General features: G+C 47.8%; 19 protein-coding genes. 17 read left to right on the top strand and 2 right to left on the bottom strand.

What is annotated here, in order from left to right; translation table 11 throughout:
- Positions 1 to 6 precede the first annotated feature (6 nt).
- The gene (locus GKG43_RS00250) at positions 7 to 1176 is read left to right on the top strand and encodes a CDP-glycerol glycerophosphotransferase family protein (protein ID WP_055150964.1); all 1170 of its coding nucleotides are present in this window, start codon (positions 7 to 9) and stop codon (positions 1174 to 1176) included.
- Between the two features lie 20 nt (positions 1177 to 1196).
- Here the strand turns inward: GKG43_RS00250 and GKG43_RS00245 are convergent, their stop codons facing one another.
- Positions 1197 to 2039, bottom strand: coding sequence for a DUF368 domain-containing protein (locus GKG43_RS00245; RefSeq protein WP_055150961.1), 843 nt, complete (start codon positions 2037 to 2039; stop codon positions 1197 to 1199).
- 732 nt (positions 2040 to 2771) lie between these two features.
- Positions 2772 to 4049, bottom strand: coding sequence for an MFS transporter (locus GKG43_RS00240; RefSeq protein WP_050639330.1), 1278 nt, complete (start codon positions 4047 to 4049; stop codon positions 2772 to 2774).
- Positions 4050 to 4333: 284 nt separating this feature from the next.
- On the opposite strand from GKG43_RS00240, the gene GKG43_RS00235 reads away from it, so the two are divergent.
- The 16 genes from GKG43_RS00235 to GKG43_RS00160 all read left to right on the top strand — a co-directional run bounded on the left by GKG43_RS00235 (position 4334) and on the right by GKG43_RS00160 (position 21274).
- Entirely contained in the window at positions 4334 to 5320 is a 987-nt protein-coding gene (locus GKG43_RS00235) for a carbohydrate kinase family protein (protein WP_050639331.1), read from the top strand.
- Positions 5321 to 5343: 23 nt separating this feature from the next.
- Positions 5344 to 6135 (top strand): BtpA/SgcQ family protein, encoded by a 792-nt coding sequence (locus GKG43_RS00230; protein ID WP_055150958.1) that lies wholly within the window; start codon positions 5344 to 5346, stop codon positions 6133 to 6135.
- Between the two features lie 7 nt (positions 6136 to 6142).
- On the top strand, positions 6143 to 6874 hold the full coding sequence (locus GKG43_RS00225; protein WP_255350404.1) for a tryptophan synthase subunit alpha: 732 nt from the start codon (positions 6143 to 6145) through the stop codon (positions 6872 to 6874).
- A gap of 106 nt (positions 6875 to 6980) precedes the next feature.
- Positions 6981 to 7742 carry a GntR family transcriptional regulator gene (locus GKG43_RS00220; protein WP_050639334.1) on the top strand — a complete coding sequence of 254 codons (762 nt, stop codon included), beginning with the start codon at positions 6981 to 6983 and terminating at the stop codon, positions 7740 to 7742.
- Between the two features lie 83 nt (positions 7743 to 7825).
- A complete protein-coding gene (locus tag GKG43_RS00215) occupies positions 7826 to 8407 on the top strand; it encodes an isochorismatase family cysteine hydrolase (protein WP_129878290.1) in 582 nt (193 codons plus the stop codon).
- A 14-nt stretch (positions 8408 to 8421) separates the two neighbouring features.
- Entirely contained in the window at positions 8422 to 9003 is a 582-nt protein-coding gene (locus GKG43_RS00210; protein WP_129878289.1) for a cysteine hydrolase, read from the top strand.
- Between the two features lie 13 nt (positions 9004 to 9016).
- Positions 9017 to 9748 carry a tryptophan synthase subunit alpha gene (locus GKG43_RS00205; protein ID WP_050639337.1) on the top strand — a complete coding sequence of 244 codons (732 nt, stop codon included), beginning with the start codon at positions 9017 to 9019 and terminating at the stop codon, positions 9746 to 9748.
- 61 nt (positions 9749 to 9809) lie between these two features.
- Positions 9810 to 10532 (top strand): tryptophan synthase subunit alpha, encoded by a 723-nt coding sequence (locus GKG43_RS00200; RefSeq protein WP_055150949.1) that lies wholly within the window; start codon positions 9810 to 9812, stop codon positions 10530 to 10532.
- Positions 10533 to 10558: 26 nt separating this feature from the next.
- Entirely contained in the window at positions 10559 to 11764 is a 1206-nt protein-coding gene (locus tag GKG43_RS00195; protein WP_050639339.1) for an iron-containing alcohol dehydrogenase, read from the top strand.
- Between the two features lie 517 nt (positions 11765 to 12281).
- Complete coding sequence (locus tag GKG43_RS00190; protein WP_050639340.1) at positions 12282 to 13640, top strand: Wadjet anti-phage system protein JetA family protein; 1359 nt, start codon at positions 12282 to 12284, stop codon at positions 13638 to 13640.
- A gap of 94 nt (positions 13641 to 13734) precedes the next feature.
- Complete coding sequence (locus tag GKG43_RS00185) at positions 13735 to 14379, top strand: DUF4194 domain-containing protein (protein ID WP_050639341.1); 645 nt, start codon at positions 13735 to 13737, stop codon at positions 14377 to 14379.
- Complete coding sequence (locus GKG43_RS00180; RefSeq protein WP_129878288.1) at positions 14330 to 17680, top strand: SbcC/MukB-like Walker B domain-containing protein; 3351 nt, start codon at positions 14330 to 14332, stop codon at positions 17678 to 17680. The genes GKG43_RS00185 and GKG43_RS00180 overlap by 50 nt, the downstream gene beginning before the upstream one ends.
- 87 nt (positions 17681 to 17767) lie before the next feature.
- Entirely contained in the window at positions 17768 to 18955 is a 1188-nt protein-coding gene (locus GKG43_RS00175; protein WP_129878287.1) for a Wadjet anti-phage system protein JetD domain-containing protein, read from the top strand.
- Between the two features lie 98 nt (positions 18956 to 19053).
- Entirely contained in the window at positions 19054 to 19731 is a 678-nt protein-coding gene (locus tag GKG43_RS00170; RefSeq protein ID WP_129878286.1) for a TIGR00266 family protein, read from the top strand.
- A gap of 47 nt (positions 19732 to 19778) precedes the next feature.
- The gene (yfcE, locus tag GKG43_RS00165; protein WP_055150934.1) at positions 19779 to 20333 is read left to right on the top strand and encodes a phosphodiesterase; all 555 of its coding nucleotides are present in this window, start codon (positions 19779 to 19781) and stop codon (positions 20331 to 20333) included.
- Positions 20309 to 21274 carry an NYN domain-containing protein gene (locus GKG43_RS00160; RefSeq protein ID WP_050639345.1) on the top strand — a complete coding sequence of 322 codons (966 nt, stop codon included), beginning with the start codon at positions 20309 to 20311 and terminating at the stop codon, positions 21272 to 21274. The genes yfcE and GKG43_RS00160 overlap by 25 nt, the downstream gene beginning before the upstream one ends.
- The last annotated feature ends 124 nt before the right edge of the window (positions 21275 to 21398 follow it).

The following is a 21398-nucleotide window of genomic DNA, read 5'->3' as shown; positions in this document are numbered from 1 at the left end:
GGGTAAATGAAAAAGCAGCGTAAACCGTGCTGGCTGGAAAAGGCATATTGGGTGGCATGTGAAAAGATCCTGTGTTTCCTGGCATTGCTGCCGGCCAGGGATCATAAAATTGTGTTTGATAATTTTGGAGGCAGGGGATATGGCTGCGATCCGAAGTATATAGCAGAGGAGCTGTTAAAGCGGGACGAGGATCTGGATCTCGTATGGCTGACCCGCAGTATGTCGGAAGAATTCCCCAAAGGTATCCGTCCGGTCCGGTACGGTGGAATCAGGGCGGTGTATGAGCAGGCGACGGCGCGGGTGTGGGTGGATAACTTTAAGAGCGGTATCCGCATACGGAAAAAGAAGGATCAGTACTATATTCAGACATGGCATTCTTCCCTGGGACTGAAGAAGAATGAACAGGATGCAGGGCGGCTGGACCGGGCCTATGTAAGAAAGGCCGTGCGGGATGCATCCATGACGGATCTGATGTATTCCAATAACGCTTTCCGGGCGGATAAATACAGAAATAGCTTCTGGTATCATGGAGAAGTGATGCGGTGCGGTCATCCCAGAAACGGGGTTCTGCTCCATACGCCTCCTGCGGTAATCCGGAAGGTACGGAAACATTTTGGGATACCGGAAGAGAAAAGGATACTTCTCTATGCGCCTACTTTCCGGTCGAAAACGGGAGGCGTGGGGTACCGGCTGGATATCGGCGCCTGCCTGGAAGTTCTGCGGGACAGATTTGGAGGGGATTATATCTGCCTTTTCAGAATGCATCCCAATGTGGCATATCAGGGTACAGACTGCTCGGAGGGCGTAATCCCGGCCTCTGATTATCCGGACATGCAGGAGCTTATGGCTGCCGCGGATGTTATGATTACGGACTATTCCGGGAGTATGTTTGAGTTTATGCTGACGGGAAGGCCGGTATTTCTTTTTGCGGGGGATGTTGCCAGGTATCTGGCAGAAGAGCGGGAATTGTACTTTACCTTCGGGGAGCTGCCCTTTTCCCTGGCAGAGGATAAAACACAGCTGCGCCAAAATATTCTGGCGTTCGATTATGAGGCGTATAGAACAGCGTGCAGGCAGTTTATGGAGCTTGTTGGGATGGAGGAAGACGGAGAAGGGGCCAGGGTGCTGGCGGACCGGATATTAGAAGAGATACATAAAGGGCAGACGGATTGCTGATCCGCCTGCGAACCCCTATTTTATTGATATTCGGGTCTGGATTTTTGGAGTTGCTTTATTTCGGTTACAGAAACCAGCCGGATGATTCCGAATCCGGCAGCAAAAGTGAGGATGCAGAAAAGTATTTCCGGCCCGGACGGAATACCGGGGAAGAGTTCCACAATGGAACCTAGTACAAATCCTAGAATTATAAGATATGCCGGCCGGGGGTATTTTGTCATGGCGTGTTCCAGGAGCTTCGTGGTAAAGACAATTCCCAAGAGCAGCCCGATGCCAAGGGGCGCAAGGAATGTCAGCCGGAAACTGCTGATTGCCCGCATAACGGAATCGTATATCCCCATCAGGAGGAACAGATAGGAGACACTAATTCCCGGCAGCACCAGTGCGATTGCTGCGACAAATCCAGCTAATACCAGAAGCAGCAAGCCGCCAGCCCCTTTAGCCATATCAGCCTGTAAGGCGCCGGAGGGAAGCAGGGCGAATAGGAGAACCACAGACAGCCCAATGCCCATGTACAACGGATATTTCCAGGAGAAGCGCCGGATGTCCGCCTGCTTAAGCGTTAAGGGTACACTGCCCGTTACTGCACCCATAAAGAAGTACAAAGTAGGCATGGGATAATTTTGGATGAGTCCGAGAATAGGACGGGCAAAGAGAACCATACCAAATCCGCCGCCTGCAGAAAAGGCTGCAAGGAAAAGAAGGTTTTCTTTTTTATGTTTTGTAAAGGAACTTACGGAATGGATTAATTTGGTGTAAATGCCGAGTATCATAGCCATGGAACCGCCGCTTACACCCGGTACCAGCATGGTTCCGCCTACGATCATTCCTTTGATTGCTGTCAGTAGGTTAGTATGTTTCATTTGGTCTCCTTTTTGCGCTTTATTATATGGGCAGAGGGGGCGGGATACAATGGGGGCAGGGGAATTTTAGCGGGTTTTTAGCAGATGGGGGAGGTGCGGGGCGGTATTATGTTATGCGGAGCAAGATGCTTGTCTTGGCGTACTTGAAAAAACAGATTTTTGTGCATGAACAAAAGAGGCTGCCCTTTTCACGGCCGGGTAGTGGCCTGAAAGGACAGCTTCTTTATCTTAGAGGGACCCGTCTGGGTTTACGTAAAAAACAATTTTATAGTAATTCCGGATTTATCAAAGGAATATCAGTCATACTATCATGGATTTCATAAAAATAGAAAAGGATATCACTGCAGTACTGCCACAGAATTAGTATTGCGCTTCTCTTTCATATTATGCATGTAATGTGGTATAAATAGTGAAAATGAATAAATGGTTTATCATTATTCGAAGATCAGTTACTAAACTGTGAAAACAGAACCAGGTTAAAAGAACTAAATAACTTGTTATATTATACTATTTGAGTGCTGGTTTGTCAATAAGATCAGCGATTGTATGTCAACTTTGTGTAAACTTTTTTGCACCTTTTTTTGTGCTGCACAGAACGTATGTATTTGAATATCTACTTGTCCTGAAGTTTGCATTACTTTTGGAATATAAATAAAAAGAGCTGTTCCGAACCTTTTGGTGCGGAGCAGCCTTTTTTCTGCTATCTTATATTGAATTGCTTATTCTTACAATCTAGTCCACTCTTTCAATACCAAGAGTCTCTTGAAACGCTTTAATCGAAAGTTTGTTGGAAATAAACAGGCAGATTGTCAGTATGACTGCAAGGACAGCGTATAGGAACCATGCAATCCGGTAGCTTCCTGTTAAATCGAAAATGATTGCACAAAACGGAATGCCGACGGCGCTTCCAAGGAACAGAATCGTAGTAAACAGACTGACATTTGATGCATAGTCCAGCAGGCCGAATACCCTCTGTACAGTAAAGGAAGGAACGATAACCAATTCAGCAGACACGATTCCGAATAAAATAACCGGTATAAAGGCGCTTACGTTTCCAAGGCAGGTGGCAAGGGTAGCAAATGCCGCTGCACAGATGACCCCGCAAATAATAATGGACTTTGAACTTCCAAAATGGTCGAATACACCTCCAAGAAGAATTTTTGCTACCAATCCAACCAGCATAACAACTGAGAAGAATGTAGCGGCCCTGGCTGCAGAGATTCCTTCTGAAGTCCAATAGGCGACTAACTGCTGCTGGGTACCGGATACGACTAACCCCATCAGGAATACGCCGATTGCGTAAGTCCAGAACCAGATTTTTTTCATCGCATCTTTACGCATAAAACCAGTTGGTTTGATTTCGGCTTCACTTTTGTTCTCGGTACCGAGGGGCCTTTGCCCGATATCTTCAGGCTTGGTACGTATTAACAGAACAGAGATTAGAACAACGATTACGATTGTTACGGCCAGGATGCGGTAAGTTGTCCGCCATCCATATGCTGCGATCAGCCTGGTGACAACAGGGGAAAGTGCAGAAGTAATCAGGCTGGAACCTGTAAAGGCAATTCCTGTCATTGTACCACGCTTATCATAGAACCAGTTTGCCAGCAGATAATTCATTGGGATTGTTCCAAATAATCCTGATGATGCCCCGGCAATAATTCCGCCCAGATAAAAGAACCAGACATTGGCTGCAACGGAGTAAATTAAATGCGCGCAGGCCCCCAGAATACCTCCGATGATAATAAGCTTTCTAGCGGAGTGTTTACGGAATAAAGGCCCGATAAAGGGAGTTGCAAGCATAGAGGCAAACATAGCCAGTGTACTGAATAACATAAATGTAGAATGATTTACTTTTAATGTTTCAATTGCAGGCGTAATAAAAAGTGAGTTCAGGTTCGTAAGAAGGCCGGTACTGGATGCCGAGAGCAGAAAACAGGCGACCACGATAAACCAGCCATAAAACCCTTTTACTTTCCCATTTTGGTTTCCTTGTGTATTTTGTGCCATAAATTTATCCTCCTAATAAGAATCTTTATTTGCGATGACAAACATTACCAGGAATAAAAGCGATGACACGGTTTTATTGATAGTTTTATTATAAACTTATATCCTTGTAATTACAAGTGGCGATATTATCAAAAATAGAGAGCAAAAACTGTATAAAACCATGAAAAAAGAGCCTAGAATAAAAAATATGAAAAACATACTTGCAAATAGAAAACTCATGTGATAATCTTGTAGTGATGACATTACCAGGTGCGGTGACAATTTTCAATCAAAGGAGGAAAGATATGATGAAGAAATATGAATTTACAGTATTTGGCACAGCAACAACTGTAAAAGTATTTAAGTTTAAAGAATTTCCGCAGCCAGGCGTGACAACTCCGATTTCCAATACTAATTTCGATAAACTGTATTATGGAGGGAAAGCATGGAATATCGCATATAATATGATTAAGTTAGGTGTACCGGTTTATCCGGTTCTGGCATATTCTGATGACCGCATGCAGGATGAAATTCATCGCGTGAATGCGGAATACGGGACACCGGTTGACGCGGTCTTTAAGTCTCCAAAGGGGGAATATGATTATTTAACCTGTTATATGCTGGAGGACGAGAACAAAAACCACATTACGATCGGCGGTTATCACTCCTCAGAAGGGCATGTGGATCTGCGTAAGCTGGTAGCGGAGCATATTCCCCTTCGTCCGGAGTTTTTGAGTGACAGCAGGATGGCAGTCCTTACTTGTCCGAAGGCAGGAGATTTGATGCCGATGTATGAAGCAATCAAGGAATCCGGCCTGCCGATGGTGCTGTCCATGAGCCAGGATGCTTCTGTCTTCAACAAAGAAAATTTAGAACCAATTTTGAGGGATACCGCGATTCTATTCGCAAATGAATCAGAAGTAGAATGGATCAATGAGATGTATGGATATACAGATATTACAGATTTATTTAAGTTCGGTAAAGCAGAGATTATTGTGAAAACATTGGGTATCAGAGGCTGCATTGTATACGAGAAAAAGTGCGGCGAGGCCGTAGAGACAACGGTTCCGATCACGGATAACGCTGCCGGCAATGTAAACGCCATCGGTGCAGGCGATGCCTTTGTCGCAGGATTTCTATATGGGTTGAGTAAAGGCAAAGATCCTGTGACGGCTGCACAGTATGGAAGCACGGAAGCCTCTTTTATTATTGAAGACTATGGCTCTGTGACACGTGCCCCATCAGAAGAAGAGTTACTGGAACGAAACAGACAGCGTCCGGATGCAAAATAGAAATGAAGGGAAAGTGATACCGTATGAAATTTATGAATATGCTTGAGAAAAACAGTGCTTTAATCGGTATGGTGCATTGTCTTCCTTTGCCGGGGACTATGAATTATGCAGGCAGTATGGACGCAATCATTGAAAAAGCGGTTTCAGATGCAAAGACTTTGGAAAGAGCGGGATTTGATGCAATACTGACAGAGCCTACGTTAGATCTTCCCTCGGGAATGGCGCGGGGGCAGCTGCAATTGGCGGCAATGAGTATTATCTGCAAAGCAGTAAGCCAGGCAGTAAGCCTTCCTACGGGAGTATCTTATTTAACGCCGGACTGTATGGATATGTTTTCGGTTGCGAAGGCATCCGGAGCCGGTTTTGTCAGGCTGACAACATTTGTAGACACGATGATTTTTCCACCGGGAGTTTCTTATCCAAGCGCCAATCGGGTCTGGGAGGTGCGCAGACAGGAAGGAATGCGGGATATTGCAGTCTTGGCTGATATACAGGTAAAACACGGAACAATGATGTATCCGGAGACGCGGCTTGAGGAGTCGGCATATTTTGCAGAAAAGCAGGGCGCGGACGCCATTATTGTTACGGGAAGGGCAACCGGCGAGGAAACACCCATCGAAACCATACAGCGTGTGAAACGGACCGTAAAAATCCCGGTTATCGTTGGAAGCGGAGTATCCGTGGATAATATTCAGGAACAGATGCCGTATGCAGACGGATTTATTATCGGTTCCTCCATTAAGGCCAATGGGAAATTAGAAGCCTGTGTAGACGAGAAGCTGGCAGCTGCTCTGGTATCTGCAAAAAATAAATAAAAAGGAGGTGCAGGGAATGAAGATGGTGGGTTATCTTTCGCTTGGCTATCCGACACTGGAAAGAAGCCTGGAAATGGCGGATGTCTATATAGAAGGCGGGTGCAACGCGGTGGAAATCAGCATTCCAAGCCCCAACCCATGTTACGAAAAAGAGACAATTAAAACGTGGATGCAGGAGGCGTACGCTGCGGAAGCTGATTATGAAGTATATTTTAATGCGATAGAAGGAATCAAGAAGAGACATCCGGATCGGGAAGTATATACCATGGTATATCAGGAAGTTTTTGATATGGTAACCCCGCAACGCTACGCGGATTTTTGTGTGCAGGCGGGCGTGGACTGCGTGATTTCAGCAAATCTGACGAAGGAGTCCATAGATGCGTTAGATGAAAAGGCTGTTTCCAGATGTTCATTTGGCAGCTTTATACTGGATCCTAAACGGCTGAACAATTGTCTGAAGCCGGGGGGACTCATCTATATGCAGACAAAGCCGTTCCCCGGGCAGACGGCCCTGCCCGGATATGAGACATTAGGGGATGTGATCCAATATATGCGTGACCTTGGAATTACACGCCCAATCTACTGTGGAGGGGGAATCCAAAGCCCTGCAGATGTGAAGGGTGTAAAGGAAGCCGGGGCGGACGGGTTCTTTGTAGGAACCGCAATGATCAGCCTGGCCAAAGACCTGGATAAACTCCGCAGGGAAATCTATGAATATAAAGCAGCAGCTGCAGACTGATAACATCTCACATAAGAAAAAAGCGATAACAATGAAGCTTTTAAATGTTTGGCAATTTTTTCTGGATATGGTATAATAACAGCAAAATGTAAAGGATTGAAGATGAATGGAGCAAGAAAATTATAAAAATGTCATGGATAACACATCTGAAATTCCTGTGCCAAAATATTATCGTCTCAAGATGGATATTATTACGAAAATTAATTCAGGACTTTGGGCTGAGCATGAGAAGCTTCCATCTGAAAATATATTGTGTGAACAATATGGAATCAGCCGGACTACTGTTAGGAAAACATTTGATGCACTTGCAGCCAGCAAGTATATCTACAAAATTCAGGGGAAAGGCACTTATGTCGAAGAGGCATCAAAACGCCAAAATGAGATACGCAAGGATGATTACGGATGCAGCGAGATGATCCGGCGGCAGGGTATGGAGCCATCCCACAAAGTACTCAGGCAGGAGCTGCTTCCAAGCGACGCCGTTTCGGCGGAATGCCTGCATCTTGATTCAGGAGATGAGGTTCTGAATTATGAACGGATATATTATGGCGACGGGATTCCGGTAATTTATGCTAAGACAGCCATTAATATAAAGTATCTCCGGGGACTTTCAGAAATCGACTTAAGCAAAACCACTTTGTCGGAAGTGCTAAAGAATAATTTTGGGCTTTCGATAACACCCGAAAGGTGCGTACTGCGTGCAATCTCTGCGGATGAGGAGATGAGTTCTGCCCTGGAAGTTCCAAAGGACTTTCCATTGCTATACCGTGCAATCGTATGTACTGCGACAAATGGTGTGGTGACATTTCCGGTAGAAGCGAGCCAGCTCTATTTCAGGACTGACTGCATGCCAATACAAATCCAATAAAAAGGAGATGATATTTAAATAATGCACATAAGTGCGTTATACAATTACTTGTAGTATCAACATAACAACGGGAGGTGATTACTATGGAAACAAAAACGGCATTGCTGGTAGTTGATATGCAGAACGATTTTACGAAGCCAGGGGCAAAAGCGTATTATCATACCACAGAGATTATGCTGAAAGATTTTGCTGAGAAAATAAACCGCATGAGAGACGAGGGAGTCCTCATAGTCATTATCTATTCTCTTGTACCGGATAAACATAAACCCAATCCGGAGCTTACACGGATTACACACGATACGAGAACGCTGGTAGAAGGGACTTATGGAGCTGAAATTGATGAGAGGATTCCTTATGACCCGGAAAGAGACTGGAAGATGCAGAAATTTGCAGCCAGTTCATTTCTGCATACCGACCTGGCGGAACGACTAAAGAAAAAAGGCGTTGAAAATGTATTGGTCAGCGGAGTAAAGACAAATGTGTGCTGCCGTGCAACGACCATTGATTCGGCCAGTTACGGTTTCCGCACTTTTATGGTCAGCGATATGCTGGGAACAAATAGCGAGGAACTGAATCAGTTTCATCTAAACGAAATGGGCCATCAGTACTGCAGCGTTGTAAATTCTGAAGAGGTTATGGAGCTGCTGAAGGCAGGAAAACTGTAAGGGAGGGAGATAACATGCAGAGAACGAACCGGACCGCAATGGTAGTGCTGGATATGCAGAATCAGTTTACGAATAAAAAAGGCTGCTTGTTTTATGAAACAACAGAAAAGGTAATTCCTGCTATATTGGATGGTATTCAGAAACTGAGAGAACGCGGTGTCCTTATCGTATATGCAAATTCAGAGTCTGAGGGAGAAGAGTGCTCCCTGGATACGGAAGTTCTGAAAAGAAGGGATCCTGTCCCGCCTAAGGGAAGCTGGGATGCCGAAATGGATGAGCGGCTGGAGGTCCTTCCGGAGGATCTGGTCATATCACATTTTGCGTCCTCCGCATTCTTTGGCACGGAGCTCGAAAAGAAGCTGAAGGAGAAAGAGATCCGTAATGTAATTGTGTGCGGTGTAAAGACGAATTATGATGTGCGCGCAACAGCCACGGATGCAATGTGGCGGCAGTTCCAGGCCTATGCGGCCTCGGACATGGTGGCATCTGATACGGAAGAACGGTCGAAGATTCATTTGGAAGAATTGACAAAATATACGGCAAAGGCAATCCCTCTGGAAGAGATTATCAGGCGTATCGAAGAAGGCAGATTGTAAAGGAGGTAGAAGGGTGAAATTTAGTCCGGCTTTTTATATTATTAACGGGTGGCCATCCGTAGAAAAAACGATTGAAATGGTCGATAAATATGTCGATCATGGTGTAAATGCAATTCAGATATGCATGCCGTCCTCTAATCCATACGGGGAATCCAAATTTATTCAGGAACGCATGAAGCATGCAATTGATCAATATGGATTGAATTATGACATATTCATGGATTGTATCAGGGAGATCCGAAAGAGGCATCCCAAAATAGAATTCCATCAGGTACTGTACAATGATGTGGCGGACCGCATCGGACTGGAAAAGTTCGCGGATTACTGTCTGGAAGTCCAGACATATACGGTTATGGTTGACAATAATGAAACCGCAGATTATCTGAACAGCCGGGGCGTGCGCACCACAGATTTTCTGCACTATGATATGCCGGAGTTCATGGTCGAACGTGCGGTTCGCACGAAGAATCTTGTGATGCTGCGCAGCAATAGCAGATATGAAGACATGGAACCAAGAGAGGGCCTGGCTACATGGAAGCAGCGGATTGAGTGGCTCCGGAAACGCGGGGTAGAAGGTCCGATTTATCCGGTATCTGGAATTTCAACGAAGGAACAGCTTCAGGAAGTAAAAGATGCAGGCGCCGATGGAGCCTATATCGGTACGGCATTGATGGAACTATGGGAAGATGAAGATAAACTATGGGAGAAACTGGATTCTTTCCGATATTTAACCGAGGCTGAATGACGGGCGGTAAAAAAGCCTGTTGATCAGTGATTCATAATCGTAGGTGAAAGGAGTGGTGAATATGAGATTCAGGCCTGTATTTTATATTATAAACGGCTGGCCGACCATCGAAAAAACGAAAGAAATGGTAGACAATTATGTTGCGCATGGCGTCTGTGCCCTGCAATTTGATATGCCATCGGCTGACCCGTCCCGCGAGTCGGAGTTTATCCAGGAAAGGATGCGCTCTGCCAGAAATCTGTATGGCAGCGGATATGAAGTGTATATGGATGCGCTCCGCGAAATACGTAAAAAACATCCAAACCTGGAAATCCACCTGGTGCTCTATCCGGATGTGATAGAGACAATCGGTCTGGAGCGGTTTGGTGATTTTTGCAAGGAAATTGAGGTATATTCTGTTCTTGCCATGGATCCGGAGATCATGCGTTATCTGAATGGACGCGGTATCGCTACGGCAACTTTTATTGGCTATGATACCAGTGAAAAAGCAATCGAGCTTGCAAAAGCGAATGATAACCAGATTGTGTTCCTGAGCAATAAAAATGGCAGAACAGAACCAAGGCCGGGGCTTACCACGTGGAAAGAACGCGTGGCCTATATTAGAAAGGCAGGGGTAAAAGCACCTGTTTTCGGGGTAACAGGAATATCAACGGCAGAAGAATTAAACGAAGTAAAACAAGCGGGGGCAGACGGAGCTTACATAGGCACGATCATGATGAAGCTCTGGGATCGGGAGCCTGAACTCTGGAAGACATTGGATGCCTTCCAGCAAATAGCAGAATAAATAAAGTCAAACAGGAGGAAATAGTAATGGAAATTAGAAGAGAAATGGAAGATTTTATGTTTTGTGCACCAACGCAGCTGTTTTTTGGCAGAACAGCGCTCGATAACCTGGCGGAAAGTATTAACATCTGGAGCCCAAACAAACGGGTACTGGTTGTATACGGCGGCGGAAGTATTAAGAAAATGGGGCTGTATGATAAGGTAATGGACATTCTGAATGAGGATGGCGCGTATATTAAGGAGCTCCCGGGAGTCGAACCGAATCCAAAGATGGGCCTGGTGCGCGAGGGCGTCCATATTTGCCGTGAGAACAGGATTGAAGCCGTCCTGGCAGTCGGAGGCGGAAGCTGTGTTGATACAGCGAAGGCAATTGCAACTGCTTTCTATTATGACGGCGATGTGTCCGAACTGGTTGGGCAGTGGTGGAAGAAGGAAGTACTTCCGGTGCTTGTTATTTCCACAGCTTCCGGTGCAGGAACCGAGATGACAACAAGTACGGTGTTGAACAATGAAGATACAAAGGTCAAGAAGGGCTTCCATGGCCCGGATCTTCGGCCCAAGGTAACATTTTTGGATCCGGAATATACATTTACCGTAGGAAAATGGCAGACAGCTGCCGGAATTGTGGACGGGATCAGCCATACGCTGGAGTCATACTTTACCCAGGTGGACGGCGCTTATTTCCATGCACGAGTAGGGGAGGCGCTTTTGAAGACTTTCTTTGAATACGGCCCAATAGCCTACAATGAGCCTGAGAACTATAATGCCCGTGCCAATGTTATGCTGGGCTGTACATGGGCGTGCAACGGCATTACCACAAAAGGGAATTATGCGGCATGGATCTGCCATGGACTGGAACACGAAGTCAGTGCCTATAACGATAAGATTACGCATGGCGCAGGCCTGGCAGTTATCACACCCCGCTGGATGCGCTGGGCTCTGGATGAGAATACCGCATTCCGTTTTGTTGACATTGGCGTAAACGTATTTGGGATGGACAAAAACATTCCGCCGTTGGAAATGGGTGAAATGGTCATCCGGAAGTTTGAAGAATTATTCTTTGACGTACTCCAAATGCCAAGAAACTTCAAGGAACTGGGATTGGCGGACGAAGCACTGGAGGTTATGGTAAAGGATATGCAGGGAGTTGTCACACCAAATATTCAGAAATTACTCTTCAAACCGATGACGCTGGAGGACATCAGAGAAGTTCTGGAAGAATGTTATAAATAGGCCTCCCTGGTGAGCGAGTCTTACCTGCCGATCAGATGAACCAGCCTGTGGGAAGGAGGGGACGTGGCACGGCGCAGGAGGCATATGTGGGTTTACAGGGCATAGAATGCGTGTTACTGCCACTTAAGGGGAAACAACCGGATTTTATGGATGAAATTTGTTTTACCAAACAAATTTCAAGAAGGGCTGAGCCGCGTTTTCATCAGAAAACGGGGTGAATCCCTTCGGATCCATAAAATCCGGCTGTTTCCTCTTTAGTGGCAGTTAACAAATGGAAAGCCTTGTAAACCCACATATGCCTCCTGCGCCGTGCCACGTCCCCTCCTTCCCACAGGCGTCCGATTCGATAACAAGACAAAAGCCCGCAATCGAACTTTCAGTTTACAGTATTTTGGCCGTATGATAAAATGTAATAAGGGTGTGGTGCGGGCTGTCCTGCACCATATGAGTTTGTACGATTGATGCTGTATTTGGAAACCAACAATACCTTACTGAACCAAAGGGGAACAATTACATTATGCAGATGCGTTTTGAAGTCCCGGACACCTTTTGGAGTTTATTCCGCTCGGTGAACCGGGATGCTTATATTGAGGCGTTATTATATATTAATGAAGAATACCAGTACAATAATTACTTTTTGACGCGGGAAGCCTGCATCCAGGTTCTGGGTGATATGAACGCGAGGAAGCGGTTTGAGCTGCAGCGCGAGGAGGATGAGACGGAGTTTGATATGTTGGAGACGCCTTCTTCCCGTATCTTGAACTGGCTGCTTAGGACCGGCTGGCTGAAGAAGATTGAGGATTATAATACGCTGGCTGTGAATATTGTGATACCGGATTATTCCGCTGTTTTTATCGATGCTTTTGAGCGGCTGACATCGGAAGACATGGAGGAGACGGAAGTTTATATCCAGAATGTGTATGCCACGCTGTTTTCATTTCAACATGATCCGCGCGTGAATCTGAATATGCTCCGGACGGCGCTGATCAATACGAGAAAGCTCAATAAGGCGCTGCAGGACATGCTTCATAATATGGACCGTTTTTTTGCGAGGCTTTTGGACCAGAAGACTTACGGGGAACTGTTGAAGGAGCATCTGGAGGGGTATGTCGAAGAGATTGTGCAGAAGAAGTACCATATTCTAAAGACTTCGGACAACTTCTACATTTATAAGATGGATATTAAAAAGGTTCTGCGGGATATGCGGGAGGACGAGGAGTGGATTGAGAAGATCCGGGAGCGTTCCAGGGCGCAGGGAGATACGAAGGAAGATGTGTTGGACCTGCTTGATATGATTGAGCGGGGATTCGATGATATTGAGCACAGGATTGCCAATATGGATAAGGAGCACACGAAGTATGTACGGGCCACGGTGACGAGGCTGAATTATCTGCTCAGTGGGGAGACGGACACGAAGGGACTGGTGATCCGGCTGCTGAACCGCATGGCGCAGGGAGACGATTATGAGGAGGTTCTGCGGAGTACGGGAAGCCGGATGAACCTGTCCCTGCTGGAAATGATTTCCGAAAAGTCGCTGTACAAGCGCCGGAAGGGGCGGCAGGACTTTATCAGCCAGATGGCGCCGGAGGAGGCTGCCGAGGATCTGGAGAGAAGTGATGTGCTGAGGCTTAACCGGATACAGGCCAGATACAATCGAAGGCAGATTGAGGAGTTTATCGAGGCGCATATGAAGGACGAGGTGCTGGATGTGTCAAAGCTGGAGATTACGGAGGAAGGGGATTTTGAAAAGCTGATACTGGCTTATGATATGAGTACCAGGAAGAACAGCCGGTATATGGTGCTGGAGGAAGATGCAGCGATGGTGGAGAATCATGGGTACCGCTATCCGGGGCTGAGGTTTGTACGACGGCGGTGAGACGGGCAGCTTAACAGAATCTCAAAGGAGCCTCAAAGGGGTCAGACCCCTTTGCAGGATGAATGGCATCAAAAAAGTGAGGAGCAGTGTTTCTATGATAGAGTATTATGAACAGCTGATGCAGGAGGAGCAGGAGGCGCTGACGGATGTGATTCAGCTTCTGTACAGGCAGACGTTTCTTCTGGAGCGGAAGTATGACAGGCGGGCGGGAAGGCTGGCCTATGTGAAGGAGTACCGGACATGCAGTAAGCATTTGGAATTTTTGAGAGCGTATTTTCAGGTGGCGGGGATTACGCTTCAGGAGAATGCCCATATGGGGCTGATCTATATCCAGGGGGAGGCGCTCTGGGGTGAGAAGATGCCCAGGCTTGCCACGATATATCTGCTGGTGCTGAAGCTTCTTTATGATGAACAGATGGCGGAGGTTTCTTCCAGCAGCCATATCGTGACGACTATGGGGGCGCTCAACGGAAAGGCCGGGGACTTCCGTGTTCTTAAGGGGATTCCGTCGCCTACGGAGATGCGAAGGACGATCTCCCTTCTGAAGAAATATCAGATCATTGAGCCGCTGGATATGCTGGAGGAACTGAACGAACACACCAGGCTGATCATCTATCCGTGTATTAATGCGGTGCTGATGGGAGAGGATATCCGGGAACTGCTGAAAACATTTCACGAGGAGGACAACATTGGAGACGAAACAGCCATTCAAGGCACTATCAAAGATCTGCCTGAATAACTGGCATTATATAGACAGGAAGATATTGACGCTGAATGAGGGGATTAATTTTTTCACCGGCCATTCCGGCAGCGGGAAGTCTACGGTGATCGACGCCCTGCAGATTGTGCTGTATGCCAATACGGACGGGCGGGGATTTTTTAATAAGGCTGCAGCGGATGATTCGGACCGGACGTTGATCGAGTACCTCCGTGGTATGGTGAATATCAGTGAAAATAATGAATCTCAGTATCTGAGGAACCATAATTTTTCCAGTACCATTGTGTTAGAATTGGAGCAGACCAATACCCATGAAAAGCAATGTGTGGGTGTTGTTTTTGATGTGGAGACTGCGACCAATGAGATCGGCAGGCTGTTTTTCTGGCACACGGGCGGACTTCTGGAGAATGGTTACCGGGCGGATAAGCGCTGCCTGACAACAGGGGAAATACGGGAGTATCTGCAGCGGGTATTTCCGCCGGAGCAGCATTACTGCGGCCCCAGCAACGAGCGTTTCCGCAGACAGCTCTATGATATCTACTTAGGCGGGCTGGATATGGAGAAGTTCCCCAGGCTTTTTAAACGGGCGATACCGTTTCGCATGAACATTAAGCTGGAAGATTTTGTGAAGGAATATATCTGCATGGAGCAGGATATCCACATCGAGGATCTGCAGGAGAGTGTTATGCAGTACGGGCGGATGCGCAATAAGATTGAAGAGACGCTGGAGGAGATCCGGCGGCTGAAGGAGATCCGGGAAAGTTATGGACAGTACAGGGAGCGCCGCAGGGAAGCCGAGTCCTGTACGTATCAGATCGATAAGCTGGAGATGCTTTTACTGCGGGCGAAGATTCAGGAGTTGTCGGACAAAATCGGGGGCCGCGAGGAGGAGATCAGCCGGCAGGAGACGATGCAGCGGCGGCGGGAGGAAGATGCTGCCCGGATTCAGAAGGAATATGAGGACGTGCTGCTACGGATCAGCAACAGCGGCTATTCCGGGCTGGAAACGGAGCTGCTGAGCGTGAATGAGGCGCTGGAGCGCCTGAGCAGCAGTAAGGTAAAGTGGGAGCAGACCGCGGGGCGGCTGAAGGACTGGACCGGCTGTGACGCGGCGCCCAACCAGGTTTTATGGGATATCGAGAAATTTGGAAAGGGGAGTATTACCGAAGGGGAGCTGGAACGGCTGAAGGAGAGCCTGGCCGCGCTTCGGGAGGAGCTGGAGGAGGAGCGGCGTGAGACCGATTCCCGGCTTAGGAAGATTAAAAAGGAAGAGCATGAGGCCCGGGAGGAACTAAAAGAACTCAGGCAGGGGCGCAAGGCATACCCGAAGGAGCTTGAGGAGGCCAGATATGAGCTGCGCAACCGGCTGCACGAGCGCTGCGGGAAGTTTGTGAATGTACAGATTCTGGCGGATCTGCTGGATATCCGGGATGAGCGGTGGCACAATGCCGTGGAAGGATATCTGGGGAATAATAAGCTGCTTCTGGTGGTGGAGCCGCAGTATGCAAAGGCTGCCATGGACATTTACCAGGAGATGGATAAGAAAAAGTTCTTCCGCGCCGCGGTGCTGGATACGGAGAAGGTTCTGGAGGAGGAACATTCGGTACGGCCCGGAGCGCTGGCAGGGGAAGTGACTGCGCGGGAGGCGCATGTGAAGGCATATATTGATTTTTTCCTCGGGAATGTGATGAAATGTGAGAGTGTGGAGGAGCTGCGCAGGTGCCGCGTGGGCGTGACGCCGGACTGTGTCTTGTACCACAGCTACCGTCTGCAGCACATGAATCCGGAGAACTACACCAGAAGGGCTTACATTGGTGAAACGAGTATGCGGCAGCGCATCCGCCAGCTGGAAGAGAAGTGCCGGACGCTGCAGGAGGAGCGGATGCCCCTGCAGGAGATGCTGGAGCAATTCCGTAAGATTGGGCAGTTCGAGGGCCTGCTGCAGCCGGTTTCCGAATACATGGAATGGCTGGACGATGTGGGGAAGATTCCGGGGAAGGAGCGGCAAAAGAAGCAGCTGACGGAGAAGATGCGTACGCTCCGGGAAGAATCTGTGTCTGCGTGGGAGGCCGAGAAGCTTGAGCTGATGCGGCGGCAGGAAGAAAAGAAGATGCAGATCCGGACGGCCCAGGAGGAGATCTGGAAGAATAAGGAGTTTATCAGTAAATGTAAGTCCGACAGCATGGAGATGCATGCCCAGCTTGCGGATCGGGAGCGGTACTTCAAAGAGGATGCGGAGTTAGAGGCGCTGTTTGCTCAGTTTATGGAGGGCAGGCGTTCCGTGAACTACGACTATCTCAGAAGGCAGCGGCTGGGGGACCGGACGCCGCTGGAGGAGAAGAAGGAACGGGCTTACCAGGAGCTGGTGGATATCCGGAGCAGCTACACGCAGAGATACCCGAACCGGACATTCTCAGCCAGTATTAAGGACAACGGCCCTTATGACAGGCTGCTGGAGAGCCTGGAATGCGACGATCTGGAAGGCTACAAAGAAGCGGCCAGGGAGCAGGCGCGGTCGGCGGTAGAACATTTCAAGGACGACTTCATTTTCAAGATCCGCAGTGCAATCCGGGAAGCCTACCAGCGCAAGGATGAGCTGAACCGCATAATCAGCAGGCTGGATTTCGGAAAGGATAAATACCAGTTTGTGATTACAAAGAACAAGGGACCGGACGGAAAATACTACAGGATGTTCATGGATGATTCACTGAAGATCAATCCGTCCCAGCTTACCCATGCCATGGAGAACCAGCTGAATATGTTCACCATGGAGCACGAGGATCAGTACGGGGATATGATGAACGAGCTGATCAACATCTTCATTCCGCCCGAGAATGCCACAAGGGAGGAACTGGAAGAGGCCAAGAAGAACATGGACAAGTATGCCGATTACCGTACCTATCTGTCCTTTGACATGCAGCAGATCGTGCAGGGCGAAAAAGACATGACCATCGGCCTCAGTAAGATGATCAAGAAAAACTCAGGAGGCGAGGGGCAGAATCCTTTGTATGTGGCACTGCTCGCCAGTTTCGCCCAGGTATACCGGATTAACCTGTCGCCCAAGATACATCGGAATCCTACGATTCGGCTGGTGGTGCTGGATGAGGCATTTTCAAAGATGGATGCGGAGAAAGTGGCAAGCTGCATTTCGCTTATTCGTGGATTAGGCTTCCAGGCTATCATCAGTGCTACGAATGATAAGATACAGAACTACCTGGAGAATGTGGATAAGACATTTGTATATGCGAATCCGAATAAAAAGCATATATCTATACAGGAATTCGAGCGGACAGAATTTGGGGAACTGGTGGAGGAAGAATAGGGGTCAGACCCCTTTGCGGACCGTTTTCAGAATGTTCAGCCAATAGGATAACGAAGATGTGTTTTTCCCTTAGGGAGGCGTGATATTGTGTATCTTGTAGAAAGAATTATTGAGAAATGTGAGAACAGTCGTAATGACTGGCGGCTGGGGGCCACGGGCGGGAAGTCTTTGCGGATTGACCAGCAGGAGTATGATGCATGCGGGAAGACGGCTCTGGTGTCGGAGGCGGAGGAGCTGGAGCGGGCGGGGATGGTCCGGATCAAGTGGCTGACCCGGGGGAGTGATATCGAGCGGATTCACTACCGGCTGGAGGATCTGGACAGGTTTTATGCGGTTCTGATGGAAGCACAGCCCGGGCGGCAGCCGAAATGGAAGCAGATCCGGACGTACTGCGAACTGTTAGAGCGGGAACTGGAAGGGCTTAATACGGAGTGGATCTGCCGGTACTACCGGGATCTTCTGGAGCAGCTGGGGCGGGGAAATATTCCGAAGATGCTGGACAAACGGGAAGTATACCTGCCCTGTTTCCGGGGAATCGATGAACTGAAGGAGCCTGTGTTCAAACGGATTTTCAGCAGTAAATATCTTATGAATTCGAAGACTTTTGAAAATAATGCGGAACCCCATATCATAGCAAAGGCCCGGGAGTATTGCGGGGATGTGGTGGAAGAGATGGACGATAAGGAAGTACTCTCCCAGCTCTATATAGAGGAGTATTCCCAGGAAATGTCTCTAAAGGGGGCTCTGTGTATTGGGATCGTGCAGGGCTCAAAATGTTCTGATATTAACCTGGGAGATTATATCTATGGGACGGTTTTGAACAGCGAGACATTGAAAAATGCCGTGATCCTGAGTGAGCAGCCGGAGATAAAACGCGTAGTGACCATTGAAAACAAGGCGAATTTCGTATCGGCTCCATATCAGGAAGGAACCTTATACATCTTCAGCCACGGTTATTTTTCGCCGCGGGAAAAAAGATTTTTGCAGCGGCTTTGGGCCGTGCTGGAGGGAAAAGGCGTACAGTTTTATCACAGCGGGGATTTGGATTACGGCGGAGTTAAGATTTTTGAATATATTAAGAAAAATATTTTCCCGGATGTGCGGCCGCTTATGATGGACGTGGAGACATATGAACGTTATCTGGCATGGGGAGAACCGATTGCCGCAAAGACGCTGCAGAAGCTGAAAAACACTAAAATACCGGAACTGCAGGACCTGATAGATGCTATCATGGAGAAGAGGGTGGCTGTCGAGCAGGAATGCTTTCTGATGTGAGGCCTGCGCGGAAAAACGCAGGCGAAAATGAGGAATGCTCAGACCGTGCGCTGTGCACAAGAGCTTCCGAGAGTACTCAAAATAAAAAGGAGGTAAGTATGAAATATGAAATAAAAGGCGGGGCATTTCCCGTGGTTGTATGTGAACTTGAAAATGGGGAGCAGATGATTACTGAAAAAGGCTCCATGGTATGGATGAGTCCAAATATGCAAATGGATACTGCAGGCGGAGGCCTGGGGAAAATGTTCTCAAAAGCATTTTCCGGCGAAAGTATGTTCCAAAATATATATACTGCACAGGGAGCAGGAATGATCGCGTTTGGTTCCAGTTTTCCGGGGCGGATACTTCCGCTTGAGATCAGGCCGGGCAGAGAGATGATTGTACAGAAAAGTGCATTTCTTGCGTCGGAGGCAGGAATTCAGCTGTCCATACATTTTAACAAAAAAATGGGGGCAGGATTTTTCGGCGGGGAAGGTTTTATCATGCAGCGGCTTTCAGGTTCAGGCATGGCGTTTGTAGAGATTGACGGGGAACTGGTCGAATATCAGCTGGGGCCCGGACAGCAGATCGTTGTGGATACCGGTAATGTAGCCGGATTTGAAGTCGGCGTGCAGATTGATATACAGCAGGTTCCGGGGATCAAGAATAAGCTGCTGGGCGGTGAAGGGCTGTTTAACACCGTACTGACCGGCCCGGGCAAGATCTGGCTGCAGACGATGCCGATATCCAGCGTGGCGGCATCCATCCGGCCTTTCATATCAAGCGGGAATGCATAAAGGGCGCAAAGGGGTCAGACCCCTTTGCAAGGAAAGGAGCTGCAGAGATGAGATTGATGATTGCATCGGATATTCACGGATCTGCCTTTTACTGCAGGCAGATGCTGGAGGCTTACGAAAGAGAAAGGGCGGACAGGCTGCTTCTTTTGGGAGACATCCTGTATCACGGGCCGCGCAATGACCTGCCGAAGGAGTACGCTCCCAAGCAGGTGATTGCATTGCTGAACCCTATGAAGGAACACCTGCTCTGTGTCAGGGGGAACTGTGATACAGAGGTAGACCAGATGGTGCTGGAGTTTCCGGTTATGGCGGAATACTGCCTGCTGGAACTGGATGGCCAGTCCATTCTCGCCACGCATGGGCACAACTTCAATCCAGAACATCTGCCGGCGCTTAAAGCAGGCGATATTCTGCTGAATGGACATACCCACGTTCCGGCCTGTGAGGAACATGAAACATATATTTATATGAATCCGGGCTCTGTTTCTATTCCAAAGAAGGATTCAGTGCATAGTTATATGATATATGAAAATAAATTATTTCAATGGAAAGATATGAATGGAGAGGTATACCGGATATGGAAGACAAATATGCATTGCTGATTGACGCGGATAATGTTTCCGCAAAATATATAAAGCCGATACTGGATGAATTGTCCAAGTATGGAAACGTAACTTATAAAAGAATCTACGGAGACTGGACCAGCACGTATAATTCAAGCTGGAAAGAGGAACTGCTGCAGAATTCCATTACTCCGATCCAGCAGTTCAGTTATACGCACGGGAAAAATGCAACCGATTCCGCGATGATTATAGATGCGATGGATATGCTGTATACAAGCGAGCTGGAAGGGTTCTGCCTGGTATCCAGTGACAGTGACTTTACAAAACTGGCCAGCCGCCTCAGAGAAAGCGGCAAGACTGTCATAGGAATGGGAGAAGATAAAACGCCGGCGCCTTTTAGAAAAGCCTGTGATATCTTTACCGTGTTGGAATTGCTGCTGGAAGATAACACCATAGAAAAGGAAGAGAAGAATACAGTACATGCCACCGGGAAAGACTGCAAGAAGAGCAGCACGGATGTGGTATCCAAGAATCAGATAGAAGAGGCGGTCGTCAAGATCATAACTGAAAATCAGAACAATGATAAGGAGACCGGCCTTGGTGAGGTTGGCAGCCGTCTGGTCAAACTGTATCCTGATTTTGACGTCCGGCGCTACGGGTACAGCCTGCTGTCAAAGTTTCTGGAGACATTTCCAAAACTAAAGCTGAAACAGGATGGCACCCAGGTTACCGTCACGCTATATGAAGATAAAAGCAGGCAGGAGATGCTGCAAGAGTATATCATCATGCTTGTTCAAAACGCCGGGGCCCAGGGCGTATCCTTAGGCACGCTGGGGAACAGAATCAGAAACCGGTTCGGCGATTTCAAAGTCAGAGATTATGGATATTCTCAGTTTAAACAGTATATTCAGAGCTTCCCCAGTATACAGATTCGGGATGATGGGGAGCAGAACTGGGCAGTACATGTTGATAACAGGTAAATAAGTGCAAAGGGGTCAGACCCTTCTGCAGAGGGGGCTGCTCCCTTTGCAGAAGGGTCTGATCCCTTTTATCATATCTCTTTCGAAAATTATCTTTCTAAAATGTTCGTTTCCGAATAAATTC

Origin of the sequence: Eubacterium sp. BIOML-A2 (assembly GCF_009680135.1) — a bacterium.
Taxonomy (GTDB): domain Bacteria; phylum Bacillota; class Clostridia; order Lachnospirales; family Lachnospiraceae; genus Faecalicatena; species Faecalicatena contortus_B.
The sequence above is the reverse complement of the archived record's forward strand: the minus strand, read 5'-3'. Positions and strand labels throughout refer to the sequence as shown.

Coding starts and splice junctions, on each gene's coding strand:
- yfcE (WP_055150934.1), top strand. CDS start 19,779: ATGAGATTGATGATTGCATCGGATATTCACGGATCTGCCTTTTACTGC.
- GKG43_RS00190 (WP_050639340.1), top strand. CDS start 12,282: ATGCAGATGCGTTTTGAAGTCCCGGACACCTTTTGGAGTTTATTCCGC.
- GKG43_RS00220 (WP_050639334.1), top strand. CDS start 6,981: ATGGAGCAAGAAAATTATAAAAATGTCATGGATAACACATCTGAAATT.
- GKG43_RS00245 (WP_055150961.1), bottom strand. CDS start 2,039: ATGAAACATACTAACCTACTGACAGCAATCAAAGGAATGATCGTAGGC.
- GKG43_RS00185 (WP_050639341.1), top strand. CDS start 13,735: ATGATAGAGTATTATGAACAGCTGATGCAGGAGGAGCAGGAGGCGCTG.
- GKG43_RS00240 (WP_050639330.1), bottom strand. CDS start 4,049: ATGGCACAAAATACACAAGGAAACCAAAATGGGAAAGTAAAAGGGTTT.
- GKG43_RS00215 (WP_129878290.1), top strand. CDS start 7,826: ATGGAAACAAAAACGGCATTGCTGGTAGTTGATATGCAGAACGATTTT.
- GKG43_RS00170 (WP_129878286.1), top strand. CDS start 19,054: ATGAAATATGAAATAAAAGGCGGGGCATTTCCCGTGGTTGTATGTGAA.
- GKG43_RS00230 (WP_055150958.1), top strand. CDS start 5,344: ATGAAATTTATGAATATGCTTGAGAAAAACAGTGCTTTAATCGGTATG.
- GKG43_RS00250 (WP_055150964.1), top strand. CDS start 7: ATGAAAAAGCAGCGTAAACCGTGCTGGCTGGAAAAGGCATATTGGGTG.
- GKG43_RS00195 (WP_050639339.1), top strand. CDS start 10,559: ATGGAAATTAGAAGAGAAATGGAAGATTTTATGTTTTGTGCACCAACG.
- GKG43_RS00235 (WP_050639331.1), top strand. CDS start 4,334: ATGATGAAGAAATATGAATTTACAGTATTTGGCACAGCAACAACTGTA.
- GKG43_RS00210 (WP_129878289.1), top strand. CDS start 8,422: ATGCAGAGAACGAACCGGACCGCAATGGTAGTGCTGGATATGCAGAAT.
- GKG43_RS00200 (WP_055150949.1), top strand. CDS start 9,810: ATGAGATTCAGGCCTGTATTTTATATTATAAACGGCTGGCCGACCATC.
- GKG43_RS00160 (WP_050639345.1), top strand. CDS start 20,309: ATGGAAGACAAATATGCATTGCTGATTGACGCGGATAATGTTTCCGCA.